At 65.9% G+C, this 12,717-nt stretch carries 10 protein-coding genes; 8 read left to right on the forward strand and 2 right to left on the reverse strand.

The features are described from left to right. The first annotated feature begins 3 nt into the window (after positions 1–3). Positions 4–1,035, forward strand: a complete 1,032-nt coding sequence (gene ruvB / locus K8R92_05190; protein ID MCE9619282.1) for a Holliday junction branch migration DNA helicase RuvB — start codon at positions 4–6, stop codon at positions 1,033–1,035. Between the two features lie 36 nt (positions 1,036–1,071). Here ruvB and K8R92_05195 read toward each other — a convergent pair whose 3' ends face one another. Beyond that, positions 1,072–4,173 (reverse strand): hypothetical protein, encoded by a 3,102-nt coding sequence (locus K8R92_05195; protein MCE9619283.1) that lies wholly within the window; start codon positions 4,171–4,173, stop codon positions 1,072–1,074. A 75-nt stretch (positions 4,174–4,248) separates the two neighbouring features. Beyond that, on the reverse strand, positions 4,249–5,214 hold the full coding sequence (locus K8R92_05200; protein ID MCE9619284.1) for a hypothetical protein: 966 nt from the start codon (positions 5,212–5,214) through the stop codon (positions 4,249–4,251). 64 nt (positions 5,215–5,278) lie between these two features. Here K8R92_05200 and ribH point away from each other — a divergent pair, with 64 nt between their 5' ends. The 7 genes from ribH to K8R92_05235 all read left to right on the forward strand — a co-directional run bounded on the left by ribH (position 5,279) and on the right by K8R92_05235 (position 12,703). Further along, positions 5,279–5,770, forward strand: a complete 492-nt coding sequence (gene ribH / locus K8R92_05205) for a 6,7-dimethyl-8-ribityllumazine synthase (protein MCE9619285.1) — start codon at positions 5,279–5,281, stop codon at positions 5,768–5,770. After that, on the forward strand, positions 5,767–6,210 hold the full coding sequence (gene nusB / locus K8R92_05210) for a transcription antitermination factor NusB (GenBank protein ID MCE9619286.1): 444 nt from the start codon (positions 5,767–5,769) through the stop codon (positions 6,208–6,210). The genes ribH and nusB overlap by 4 nt, the downstream gene beginning before the upstream one ends. Further along, positions 6,210–7,145, forward strand: coding sequence for a signal recognition particle-docking protein FtsY (gene ftsY / locus K8R92_05215; GenBank protein ID MCE9619287.1), 936 nt, complete (start codon positions 6,210–6,212; stop codon positions 7,143–7,145). Before nusB ends, ftsY begins: the two co-directional genes overlap by 1 nt. A gap of 22 nt (positions 7,146–7,167) precedes the next feature. Further along, on the forward strand, positions 7,168–7,842 hold the full coding sequence (locus K8R92_05220; protein ID MCE9619288.1) for a type II secretion system GspH family protein: 675 nt from the start codon (positions 7,168–7,170) through the stop codon (positions 7,840–7,842). Further along, positions 7,839–8,546, forward strand: a complete 708-nt coding sequence (locus K8R92_05225) for a hypothetical protein (protein MCE9619289.1) — start codon at positions 7,839–7,841, stop codon at positions 8,544–8,546. The genes K8R92_05220 and K8R92_05225 overlap by 4 nt, the downstream gene beginning before the upstream one ends. Before the next feature lie 38 nt (positions 8,547–8,584). Then, entirely contained in the window at positions 8,585–11,092 is a 2,508-nt protein-coding gene (gene hrpB, locus K8R92_05230; GenBank protein ID MCE9619290.1) for an ATP-dependent helicase HrpB, read from the forward strand. A gap of 150 nt (positions 11,093–11,242) precedes the next feature. Beyond that, a complete protein-coding gene (locus tag K8R92_05235; protein ID MCE9619291.1) occupies positions 11,243–12,703 on the forward strand; it encodes a bifunctional folylpolyglutamate synthase/dihydrofolate synthase in 1,461 nt (486 codons plus the stop codon). Positions 12,704–12,717 lie beyond the last annotated feature (14 nt).

A 12,717-nucleotide genomic window follows, 5' to 3' on the forward strand; every position in this document is an offset into this window, starting at 1 on the left:
TCCATGCCCCGCGAGCGCCTAGTCGCCCCCGAGGAAGTCGGCGAGGACCATCTCGATCCACAGGCGCACACGCTGCGGCCGCGGGCGCTGGACGACTACATCGGGCAGTCGGCGCTGGTGGAGCGCATCCGCATCGCGCTGGACGCCTCGCGCGCCCGCGACGAGCCGGTCGACCACGTGCTGCTGCATGGGCCGCCGGGACTGGGCAAGACCACGCTGGCCCACGTGATCGCCGCGGAGATGGGCTCGCGCGCCTACGTCACCAGCGGGCCGGCGCTCACCAAGGCGGGCGACCTGGTCGGCACGCTCACCCGCATGCAGCCGCGCGATGTGCTCTTCATCGATGAGATCCACCGACTGCCCGCCAGCGTGGAGGAGTACATCTATCCGGCGATGGAGGAATTTCGCGTGGATTTCACCGTGGACAGCGGCATGCACGCGCGGGTCATCACCCTGCCGCTGAAGCCCTTCACGCTGATCGGGGCGACGACGCGGGCGGGGCTGCTGACGCAGGCGCTGCGCAGCCGCTTCGGCATCGCCCACCATCTGGATTTCTACGCCGACGAGGACCTGGAGCGGATTCTGGTCCGCGCCGCGGATCTGCTCGCGATGAAGGCCCCGCGCGGGGCGCTGGTCCGCATCGCCGGGCGCAGCCGCGGCACGCCGCGAGTGGCACTGCGGCTGCTGCGCCGCGTTCGCGACTGGGCGGCGGTGAAATCAGGCGGGCGAGTGGATGACCGCGCGGTGGATGGCGCGCTTGAGCTCGAAGGCGTGGATGCCATGGGGCTCGACGAGCTCGATCGGAAATATCTGACCACGCTCGCAAGGCAGTACCGCGGCGGGCCGGTCGGACTTGAAGCGCTCGCGGCCACGCTGGGCGACGACGCGGGAACGCTCGAGGACATGGTCGAGCCCTACCTGCTGCGCTGCGGCTTCCTGTCGCGCACACGGCAGGGGCGCCGACTCACCGTGGAGGGCGCGGCCCACATTGGCGAGAAGCTCGAAGAGACCGCCGGCACGCTCTTCGCCGAATGAGTTTTCAGGATGGGTGCGGCACCGCCGCGAACAGACTCACTGGCTCAGGCCCGTGGTGGTGTTGCCGGCCAGGCTCGGCGTGGATGCGCCGATGGCCGGGATCGACAGGCCGACGCCGAACGAGGTGACCTGGGTGAGCTTGTCGTAGCCGACCGAGACGCTCAGGTTGTAGTCGGGGAAACTTCGCGTCAGCGAGGCGGAGGCGGCGCGGAGGTCTCGCGCGACGAGATCGATCTGCGGAGTGACCGAGATGAAATAGAGTTTCGAGATCTGATAGTTCACGCCCAACTGCAGCAATTCGTCATTGGAGTACACGCCCGTTGGATCAACAAAATTGTTGATGGTTCGATACTCAATGAAAAAACTCGTGTCGGGCGTGTGCTGCATTCGAATGCCAATGGAGCCGCGAGCCAGATTTCTGAATTGGCCGGTGGTGTAGGTCGGCACATTGTCCAGCATCCATTTCACAGAGCCGTAGGCGGTGAAGGTGCTGGAGACTTCCCACGAGGTGCTGCCGTAGAGATGGCTGCCCCATTGGGAGAGCTCGGGTCGCCATGAGTAGAAGGAGGGTGTGGGGCTCTGCGCGTAGGCGAGGCCGGTGGCGCTGGTGCGGCCGAAGTTGTTGCTGCTGTTGTTGACGACGGCGCCGAGGTCGAGCGTGATCCAATCGACGCTCTTCCAGGCGCCGGGCCCGCCACGGTAGGTCTGCAGCCTCTGCTTGACGCCGATTTGCGCCACCTGCGCCGCTGAAATGCCTTCGACATTCTGGTCGAAGATCGGGTACTGGCCCTTGTCCGCCGTGTCGTAGGCGGCCCAGACGGTCGAGGTGGGCTGCACCACATAGCGCAATCGATTGATGTCCATGGCCGCGTTTTGCACGCCGTCGAACATCTGGGAAAATTCCGCGCTGGCCCGCGCGCCGGTGCCGATCAGGCCGCGAAAGACGCCGGACTGACTGGTTTGGCTCGGGTAGTTGTAGTTGCCGTTGAAGTCATTCAGCGCGTATCCAATGGCGGTGGCGTTGACGAAGGGAGTGACCTTGACCGGCGCGAGGTCGATGGGATAGGCCAGCTCCTGCCGGGTGTAGGCGCGGACATAGATGTCCTCGTTGTAGCCCGCATTTTCGTAGGCATTGGAAATATCCGTGTTCCCGAAGAAGACGGGACTCGCAGGGGTTCCAACCCCGCCGGCGGGATAGTTGAGTGCGAACGTTGGAACGGCGATGGTTGCGGGCGTTCCATCCTGCAGACGCATCGACATCGCATTGGCCGAATATTCCTGCGTCCACGTGAAGCGGTCGGAGAAGAGCGAGTCGCCGTAACGGCGATAGGCTGCTTCGGGAAGCTTGTTGACGGTGTAGGGCCGGCTCGCCAGCTGCCAGCTGTTGCTGATGTATCCATCCAGGTCGTTCTTGAGGAGCAGGGAGAAGGCGCTGTTGCCCGACTGCAATTTCAGGAAGGCCATCGTCTCGTACTCAAGGCGGCTGGTGAAGTCGTCCTGGCGGAAGGTGTTCACGAAGGCGCCGTCGCTGACCCAGGCCACGGAGGTCTGCACCAGCGAGTGCTCGTCGATCAGGAAGGTGTAGTTGCCGTCGATGAGGCCGCGGTATTGCAATCCCGAGGTGTATTGCACGCCGGTCGAGGCCTGCTCATTCTCCTCGAAGTCGTAGAAGCCGTACATGTTGAAACGGCCGCGCTGGTCGTGCAGATTCACCCCCAGGCCGACGCCGTTGTAGGTGTAGATGTCGTTGACCAGTTTGGCCTCGATGCCGGGCAGCGGGTTGTATCCCAGCAGGGCCCACAGATCCCAGCGCGTGCCGAGTGTGACGCCGCGGAACTCGTTGTATCCCGCCATGATCTCGGGCAGCACCATCTTGTCGGCCGAGCCGCGCATGTAGGGCCAGTAGAAGATCGGCGTGTTGCCCGACCGGAAGACCACATGGTCGGCCTCGATCATGGTGCCTGAGTCCTTGCCGGGGTTCTTGGTCACGGTGATCCGGTCGGCGCCGACGGAGAGGTGCGGCGTGAAGAACTCGCTGATGCTCACTTTCGCATCGGTGGCCTCGAACTGGTCGGCGGAGATCTGCCGCAGCTCGTTGGCCCGGGCGTACACCGGAATGCCGGTCCGCAGATAAGTGCGCAGCACGGCCTGGGCGGCGACGGCGCGGTTGAGCGCGACGTCGTAGTACACCTGCTGCCCGCGCATGATGTAGTTGCCGTCGGTGGCGATGACATCGCCTTCAAGGTAAATGCCCTCCACCGCCTTCACATCCAGCTGGCCGGCGTCCTCGCGAATCTGCGCAATGGTTCCCGGCTTCAGGAAGACCACGGCCCGTTCGGAGGAAAGACGGAGCTGTCCGGTCTCCAGGCGCGGATCATTCGCGCTGAGATCGATCTGCGCGTTGCCGGTCACCAGGATCGTGTCGCTTTGCTCGTCGATCGAAGTGTTGCGGCCGGCGAAGATCAGCTTGTCCCCGGCCTGGAAGATCGCGGGCGTTCCACGCTGCGGCAGCGCCACCGTGGTGCCGGGGAGCTCCGGAAGCGGCGGAGGCGGGGGCTGGGCGCCGACCACCATCGGAAGCTCGCCCGCCTGCGCCGGGGGTTGGTCGACCTCGGTCCGAGTCCGAAGCCGGGCGGGCGCTGCGGCCAGCTGCTGCAGGTAAGTCTTCAAGCGCTGATCGCCCTTGGCGTAGTACGACATGTGAGGCGGCTGCTCCTGCAACAGCGGAACCTTCAGCGTGGTCTTGCCACGGAAGCTCGAGGTCACCAGGACATCGTCGCCGGCCACGCCCAGTCCGGCGCGGCGTGAGGGCTCGCCCACCTGAGGGAAAAACATCGCGGCCTGGGTGATCACGCCATCGGCGGAGGGAATCCGGTTGATCCACACCACGACTTGGCGCGTGGCGAAGGAATAGGCGCCCACGGTCACGCGGACATCTCCCTCGACGACCAGGCGCCGCGTGTCGTCGACTTTCCAGCTGTAGGCGCGGGTGCCCTCGATGACGAGGTCGCTCTGAACGGGAACAATGGGAAGCACGAAGCCGCTGAGCCGGTCGCCGGTCACCGGGACGTCGTTGATCAGCTGGGCGGCCGCTTGGCCGGCGAGCAACAATCCGAGGATGGCCAGGCGCATGACCATGAATGAAGGGATGCTACCGATGTGCGGCCGGACGGGCCGCGGCCGGCGGCGCAGCGGCACGGCAAAGAGTTCGGATCAACCGCGCCAGGCGGTGGCTTGGCCGATCATCTCGTGGACTTCGCGCGCCAGCCAGGAAAGAGCCCACAACATCGCGGCAAACACGGTGAAAACCACGCACCACTGCGTCTGGGCGATCGACAGCATCCAGGCGGCGGCGGCCATGGGGGGGAACATCGCGGCGGCGCGGCCCAGCAGGCCGGCGGTCTCATTGGCGTCCCGCGCCGCCAGGGCCCGGGTGGATTGCCAGGCGAAGATGGCCATCGCCGCGATCGGCGGCAGCGTCCGCCATGCGTCGCCCTCGGGCCACTCCGCGGCGCCGCGCCGGATGGAGAGCCAGGCCAGTCCCGCGATCGCCGCCGCGGCGAGGAACGCCAGCAGGATCGTGGCCGAGCGGTCCAGTCGCGGGCGCTTCTCGAGCACCTTGTGCAGCAGCGATCCGGTGGCGATGGTCTGGACCAGGATCAGCGACGCGGGGAGGGTGAAGGGCTGTCCCATCCAGGGAATGAAAAAGCTGCCGGCCTGGGCCAGCCCCAGCATGAGCAGGCCGACCGCGGGAACGAAGCGGCCCATCGCGTTCCACATGGCGATGCCGAAGGCGGTGAAGATGGCAACGCGCACGCTGGACTCGCCGAACATGTTGGCGCCGACCATGCTGGCGAAGAGCGCGCAGAAGGTGAGCAGCGTCGCCTGCGGTGTGGTGAGGCGGCCCGAGGAGAGCGGGCGGTTGCGCTGGAAGGTCTGGTCGCGGCGCGCGTCGAGCAGGTCGTTCATGCCGGCGGCGAATCCGAAGAGGCCGGAGCCGACCACCGCCGCCGCGAAGAGCACCGCCCACAGCGGCAGGGTGGAGACGGGAAGGTCGGACGCCGCCGGATCGAGCCGGGCCAGGATCGCCGCGAACATCAGGTTCACCGCGGCTCCCGCCGCCAGCGGAATGCGCATCAATTGCAGGGCGGCAAAGATTCGGACCAGCGAAAGACGCATTCCATCCATGCTACGGAATGGCCGATTGCGGCGAGTGCTTCAGGATCACTACCATCACGCATCTATGCGGCGCCACACGAGTGAATCAGCGGAAGTTCCCAGCGCGCTGGGCGTGCGCATCGGCATCGCCGCCGCCGAATATCACCGCGACATCTTCGAGCGGCTGCTGGGCGGCGCCGAGAGTGCCTATCAAAAGGCGGGAGGACGCGCCGAGGACCTGCGCCGCGCCGGCGCCGAGGGAGTCTTCGATCTGCCGCCGCTGGTCGCCGAGCTGCTCCATCGCAAGGATGTCGACGGCGTGGTCGTGATCGGCTGCGTTCTCCGGGGCGACACGCGGCACGACCGGCACATCGTCGATGCGGCATTCGGACAGTTCACGCAGCTTGCGGCGGCGCACCGCAAGCCGGTCTCCCTGGCGGTGCTCACGGTGGACACCATGGGCCAGGCCAAGGCACGCTCTGGCGGACGAAAGGGCGACGCGGGGGCTTTCGCCATGAACGCGGCACTGCGCACCCACGCCGAGCTTCACAGACTTCGGGCGGAGAAGCATTCATGAGCGTTTCGAAAGATCGTCGCAATGCGCGGCGCTGCGCATTGCAAGCGATGTATGAAATGGATCTGGGTGGCGGAGCCGCCAGCCCGGACAACGCCGTCGACAGCCTGGCCGGCGCCTTTCGCGACGACGCGGAGATTTCTGAAAGCAAGGCGTGCCTCGAGCAGGGGCTCGAGCTTGCCCGGGCGGCGTGGTCGGCCCGGGAGATTTCCGACGTCGCCATCGCGTCGCTCTCCCCCGAGTGGCCCATCCACCGGCAGCCCGCGGTCGACCGCAACGTCATTCGCATTGCGGTCTACGAGATCTCGCTGGGCGTCGAGCCGCCGGTGGCCGTGATTGACTCTGCCGTGGAGCTGGCCCGCGAGTTCGGCGGCGAACAGAGCCCCGCCTTCGTCAACGCGGTGCTGGACCGCTGGTGGAAAGAGCGCGGGGGCAAGCGCTGATGTTTCGCTCGGCGCTGGAGGCGCTGCGCCGCGGCATCTCCAAGACTGCGGCCTCGGTGGGCGGCGGACTTCGAACCGTGCTCAAGGGGCGCGACCTCGACGAGGAACTCATCGACCGGATCGAGAGCACGCTGGTCTCGGCGGACATGGGTGTGCGCGTGGCCCGCGAAGTGGTGGACGAAGTGCGCCGCGCCTTTCGCGGCGGCACCGCCAAGCGCGGCAGCGACGCCGTGGCGATTTTGAAAGACCGGTTGAAGGAGCGGCTGCGCGGAAGTGATCTGTCGCTGGCGCGGGTCGCCTCGGGGCCGACGGTGATCCTGGTCGTGGGCGTGAACGGATCGGGAAAGACCACCAGCGTGGCAAAGATCGCCAGGGCGTTGAAGGATGAGGGGCGCTCGGTATTGCTGGCGGCGGGGGACACCTTCCGCGCCGGCGCCGTGGCCCAGCTGGAAGTGTGGGCCAAGCGGCTGGACATCGACATGGTGCGCGGCTCACCCAACGCCGATCCGGCGTCCGTTGTGTTCGACGCGGCCGAGGCGGCAATCGCGCGCAAGGCGGACGTGCTGCTGGTGGATACTGCGGGGCGATTGCACAACCAGGAAGGTCTGATGCGCCAGCTTTCGAAGATCCGCGCGGTGCTGGCGAAAAGAATTCCCGGTGCGCCGCATGAGACGCTGCTGGTACTCGACGCCACCACCGGTCAGAGCGCCATCGCCCAGGCCAAGGCATTCGGCGAGGCAGCGGGCATCACCGGCGTCTTCCTCTCCAAACTCGACGGCACGGCTCGCGGCGGTTCGGTGGTCCAGATCCGCGACGAGCTCGGCGTTCCGGTGAAGCTGGTCGGCGTGGGGGAAACCCCCGAAGATGTCGAACCCTTCGACGCCGACCGCTTCGTCGAGGCTCTCTTCGAGTCGCTCGACGATTTGAAGGAATGAACCGAGGGCCTACCATGGCCCCATGCGAATGGCGCGCCGTGGATTCACACTCATCGAACTGCTGGTGGTGATCGGCATCATCGGCCTGCTGATGGGCATCGCCTTTCCGGCCTTCTCCATGGTGCGTGCAGGATCGCGCAACGCGGTGTGCACCTCGAACCTGCGGCAGCTGGACACGCCGATCCGCGCCTACTCGCACTCCAACGGGGACCGGATTCCGATTGCCAACATGTTGCCCGCGGTCGGTTTGCACGGACCCGAGAGCGGACTGCCCCAGTTGCTCAAGGGCTACATCGATCCGACCAGCGAGGTCTGGCTCTGTCCTGCCGATCTCGATTCGGAGAGCCTGGCCACCGGCACCAGTTACATGTACATGCCCGGACTGCTGCGCTTCACCCCCGAGGTGCAGATGGCGGTGGCCAAGAGCCTCTTCCTGCAGAAAAATCTTTCCGAGAAGGGAATGGCGAAAGCGCGGACCGATCTGGAAGGCCAGCTCATGGAGACCTTTTACACCGGCATCGACAAGCGGCCCGGCGGGGTCGGACCGCGTGCGGGGTACTATCCGCTGCTCATGGACTCTGCGGACCGTCATCCTGGAACGCGCTCGCCGCGCAACGCCCTCTTCGTCGACGGGTCGGTGCGCGAGGCGATTCAACAGGAAGAGGAAGCGACCGCGGACCCGGAGCAATCCGAATGAGCTTCGCCCTTCCTTACAAGATGCAGATGTTCCTTGAGGATCGCAGGAAGCTGGCGAAGATCGGCGGCGTTTTGTTCGCGGCCATTCTGATCTGCGTCGCCCTGGTCTGGAACTCCACACGCTTCCGCAAGCCGCCGAGCATCTTCGACACGCCCATCGACAACACACTGAGCTACCTCACGCTGAAGGATTTCTCCAAGCTTCCACTTGCCGAGCGCATCCGCTTCATGTTGGAGTTCGCCGACCGATTCCGCAGCATGAAGGCCAGCGAGAGCGCTGCGATGGCGGCGTTCCTGGCCGGCCTGGCCGGACCGGCCCGCGACCAGCTGCGCGACAACATCAAGTCGATCGCCAAGGACGTGCTCGCCGAAGGCGCCGAAACCTACATGTCGCTGCCGCCCTCCAAGCGCGGCGAGTTCATCGACTCGTGGGTCGTGCAGTGGCAGCGCACCATGGAGAAGGCGGTGACCGGCAAGGAGGACAAGAAGTCCGACTCCGAGCGGCTCGACGAAATGCGCGACCAGGGCAAGCGCAACGAGGAGCGGCAGAGCGCCCGGGCCGGAGCCGGCGGCCTGAGCGACCGCGGGGCCAACGGATTTCTGGACATGTGGCAGGGGGAGATCCAGGGCAGCAGCACGCCGAAGGAGCAGGGGCAGATCACCAAGTTCCTCGACGATGTGCGGACGCGGATGATGACCCGCTAGAGTTGGCGCGTGCCCCCCAAGCGACAGCAGGTTTCGAAGTGAAGCGCGACGCGGACGACGCGGCAGCGCTGCCGGTTCGATTGATGGCCGCGCAGCTGGCCGCGGCGCTGGCGCGAACCGGTCGGCTGATCGTGACGGCGGAAACCGGCTCCGGAAAGACCACACAGCTGCCGCAGATTTTGGCGCAGCACGGGACCAAAGGCACAATTCTTGTGTTGGAACCGCGTCGGCTTGCAGCTCGCCTTGTAGCGAGGAGGGTCGCAGCCGAGATGGGGACCGACCTGGGCGACACAGTCGGGTTTCGCACGCGATTTGATTCGGCGTGGAGTGCCAACACGCGGATCGGCTTTGTGACCGAGGGCGTCTTTCTGCGCATGCTGCTGGGCGATCCGCAGTTGCGCGGCGTCGGCGCGGTGATCGTGGATGAATTCCACGAGCGCTCCCTGCAGGCGGACATGGCAATCTCGGCGGTGGCGAGCTTGCAGAAAACCCGCGGCGACCTGGCCTTCGTGGTGATGAGCGCCACGCTCGACGCGCAGTCGCTGGCCGCGTCGCTCACCGCCGAGCACGTGCACGCGAGCGGCCGTAACTTTCCGATCACGATCGAGCACCGGCGCGAACCCCTCTGGAAAGACATGCCCGCGGCCGCGGCGAAGGAGGCGGTGGAACTGGCGCAGCGCCTGCAGGGGGACGTGCTGGTCTTCATGCCCGGCGCCGCCGAGATCGACGCAACCCTTCGCGAGCTGCAGCCGCTGGCCCGCGCGTTGGAGATTGAAGTGCGCCGCCTGCACGGCTCCATGCCGCCGCAGGAGCAGGACGCGGCGCTCGATCCGTCGAAGCGCCGGCGCATCGTGGTCTGCACCAACGTCGCGCAGACCTCCATCACCGTGCCGGGGATCTGCGGCGTGGTGGACGCGGGTTACGCGCGCATCCATCGCTTCGACGCCAAGCGCGGCATCGACGTGCTGCGCCCCGAACGCATCAGCCGCGCCGCCGCCGACCAGCGCGCCGGCCGTGCAGGGCGGACCCGGGCGGGCTGCTGCGTGCGGCTCTGGAGCGAGGCGGACCACGACCGGCGCGAGGCCTTCGACCTTCCCGAGATCCAGCGGAGCGAGCTCTCGGAGGCGGTCATGCTGGCTGCGGCATTGGCGGGGAAACATGGGGATTTCCGCTGGATCGAAGCCCCGGCGGCGGAGTCCCTGAAGCGGGCGGTGGACAGCCTTCAGGCACTCGGGGCGATCGACGCCGCGGGCGCCCTGACTGCGCGGGGCCGGAGCATGAGCCGCATTCCGGCGCCGCCGCGAGTGGCGAGTCTGCTGACCGAGGCGGCGCAGCGCGGATGTCTGCGCCGCGCCTCACGCTGGGCCGCCATCATCACTGAGCGCGACATCGTGCGCTCTGCGACCGCGACTGCTCTGCTGCACGCATTGCACGATGGCGATCCGCCGAGTGACATTCTGGTGCGCGAACGCGTCCTGGAGGCGTGGCAGGCGCGGAAGCTGCCGCGGTCAATCGAAGTGTCGGAGGAGGCGCTGCGCGAAGTGCTCCGCGCCGCCGAGCGCCTCGAGCAGGCGACGCGATCGGCGCTGGATCTGGAGCGGGAGGTCGATCTGGGCGCTTCGCTGGAGAACCTGACCCTGTCGCTGCTGGCCGGCTACGCGGACCACATCGTGTGGAAGCCCGACGCGCGGCGGCCGCATGTGCTCGCCTCCGGCCGGCGCAAGGCTCTGGTGGATCGCGATTCGGTGGTCTCGCACGCGGGCTTCTTGCTGGCGCTGGAGGCACGGGAGAATCCCGCAGATCCCGCGGCGCAGTTGCTCTCAATGATCGCTCCGATCGAGAAGGAGTGGCTCGAAAAGGTCATGCCACAGCGGTTTGCCACCAAGAAAGTCATCCGATGGAACGACACGCTCAAGGCCGTCGAGGAAGCGGAAGAGGAGGACTTCGACGACATCGTGCTCAGCTCGACCAGCCGCCCGCCCAAAGACCTTGCCCAGGCCGCCGCAATCCTGGTCACCAAGATTCGTGAGGGCGTCGTGTCGCTGCCGCTCTGGGACGATGAAGTGACGCAGTGGATCGAGCGGGTCCGCTGCGTGTCGCTCTGGCATCCGGAGCGAAATCTACTGGCCTACGACGAGCGCGACGTTGAATGCATCCAGCTGGAGATCGTCAGCGGGGCGGTCCGCGCCAACGAGCTGCAGTCGCGGCCATGCCTCGCGGCCGTGAAGGAGGCGCTCTCCTACGAAGATCAACGCTTCGTGGAGAAGATGGCGCCTGCTGCTCTGAAGTTGCCCAGCGGCCGCTCGATGCCGCTCAAGTACGAGGCGGGATCGCCTCCGCGCGGCGCGGCGAAGATCCAATGGCTTTACGGGCTCGACGCCACGCCGGCGGTCGGCGGTGGCCGCGCTCCGATCGTGCTGGAGATCCTCGGCCCCAACATGAGGCCCCTGCAAGTGACCGGCGACCTGGCAGGTTTTTGGCGCACGCTTTATCCGCAATTGCGAAACAACCTGAAACGGCGCTATCCAAAACATGAATGGCGCTGACCCAAAAATCGCGATTTGGAAACACCGCGAAAATCCCTCGTTTGGACCGCGGATCGTCGAGTGCGACCATTTAGCGCAACTGCCTGTCAAATCACGCATTAGATGCGTCAATTTGATCTCTAACCCTTGTTTTCGCTAGTATCGTTCCTTATGTCACGAACGACCGCGAAGAAGCCCGCCAAACCCGCCAAGTCCACAATCGAAACCAAGCCGGAGGTCCGCAGCGCCAAACTCCCGGATCTTTCGACCTACCCGCTGTGCCTGCGCTGGCTTCACGAACGTGCCGACTACGAAAAGGTGCGCAATGTCCAGTACACGGACAACGCCTTCAAGTTGGACCGCATGCGCAAGCTGCTCGCGCTGCTGGGCAATCCCCAGGAGCAAGTCAAGACCGTGCACGTCGCGGGCACCGTGGGCAAGGGCAGCACCGTGGCGATGATCGCCAGCATCATGCGCGAGTGCGGCTACACCGTCGGCGAGTTCGTCAGCCCGCACCTGGTGGATGTCCGCGAGCGCGTGGTCGTCAATGGCCGCATGGTCAGCAAGAACGATTTCACCGCCCTGATCCGCGCCGTGGCCAAGGCCTCGCTGAAGCTCACCGACCAGCCCACCTTCTTCGAGGTGATGACCGCGATCGGCCTGAAGCACTTCGCCGACGAGGCCGTCGACATCGCCGTGATCGAGGTCGGCCTCGGCGGGCGATTGGACAGCACCAATGTCATCACTCCCGAGGTGTGTGTGGTCACCACCATCGACTACGACCACTGCAAGCTGCTGGGGAGCACTCTGCCGCAGATCGCCCGCGAAAAGGCCGGCATCTTCAAGAAGGGCGTTCCCGCCCTGGTCTTCGATCCGCCCAGCGAAGTTGAAAAAGCCTTCCGCGAAGTCGCTGCCAAGGTCGGCGCCGATCTTCGCGTGGTCAACAAGGACATCGAATTTTCGAGTCGCTTCTGCTCCGACCCGGATCTCGGTCCGCACGCTCGCGTCTGTCTCTACACCAAGACCAGCCGCCTTGAGCACCTTCCCGTGCCGCTGCCCGGCGAGCACCAGAGTTCCAACTGCGGACTGGCTCTTTCGGCCGTCGACATCCTCAAGAGCCTCGGTTTCGATTGCCCGGAAAATAAAGTCACCCGCGGACTCGGCAACGTCAAGGTGCCGGGACGCATGGAAGTCATCAGCGAGCGCCCGCGCATTTTGGTGGATGGCGCCCACAATCCCGCCAGCGTGCAGAGCCTGATGAAGTGCGTCGGCGCCCACGTGCCCTACGACAGCATGGTCTGCATTTTCGGCTGCTGCGCCGACAAGGACGTGCCCTCGATGCTCGACAAGGTGAACCTGGGCGCGGACAAGGTCATCTTCACCCGCGCCACGACCACGCCGCGAGCGGCCTCGCCGGAAGATTTGCAGAAAATGTTCTCCGAGCGCAGCGGCAAGATGAGCCAGGTGGCCCGCACGCTTCCTGAGGCCCTGGAAATCGCCACTCGCGCCGTAAGCCGCGAGGATCTGATCGTGGTGACCGGCTCCTTCTACCTGGTGGGCGAGGCGATCAAGCACGTCCAGCAGGATGCGAACCACACTCCGCCAAATCCGGTTCGCGCCCTGAAGGATTGATCGGGCCGCAAACC

The sequence above is a fragment of the Planctomycetota bacterium genome, assembly GCA_021414025.1.
Lineage (GTDB): Bacteria > Planctomycetota > Phycisphaerae > Phycisphaerales > SM1A02 > SYAC01.

What these genes read in the sequence shown, in the direction of transcription:
- K8R92_05220 (MCE9619288.1), top strand. Translation starts at nt 7,168, where the DNA reads ATGCGAATGGCGCGCCGTGGATTCACACTCATCGAACTGCTGGTGGTG.
- nusB (MCE9619286.1), top strand. Translation starts at nt 5,767, where the DNA reads ATGAGCGTTTCGAAAGATCGTCGCAATGCGCGGCGCTGCGCATTGCAA.
- K8R92_05225 (MCE9619289.1), top strand. Translation starts at nt 7,839, where the DNA reads ATGAGCTTCGCCCTTCCTTACAAGATGCAGATGTTCCTTGAGGATCGC.
- ftsY (MCE9619287.1), top strand. Translation starts at nt 6,210, where the DNA reads ATGTTTCGCTCGGCGCTGGAGGCGCTGCGCCGCGGCATCTCCAAGACT.
- K8R92_05235 (MCE9619291.1), top strand. Translation starts at nt 11,243, where the DNA reads ATGTCACGAACGACCGCGAAGAAGCCCGCCAAACCCGCCAAGTCCACA.
- K8R92_05195 (MCE9619283.1), bottom strand. Translation starts at nt 4,173, where the DNA reads ATGGTCATGCGCCTGGCCATCCTCGGATTGTTGCTCGCCGGCCAAGCG.
- K8R92_05200 (MCE9619284.1), bottom strand. Translation starts at nt 5,214, where the DNA reads ATGCGTCTTTCGCTGGTCCGAATCTTTGCCGCCCTGCAATTGATGCGC.
- ruvB (MCE9619282.1), top strand. Translation starts at nt 4, where the DNA reads ATGCCCCGCGAGCGCCTAGTCGCCCCCGAGGAAGTCGGCGAGGACCAT.
- ribH (MCE9619285.1), top strand. Translation starts at nt 5,279, where the DNA reads ATGCGGCGCCACACGAGTGAATCAGCGGAAGTTCCCAGCGCGCTGGGC.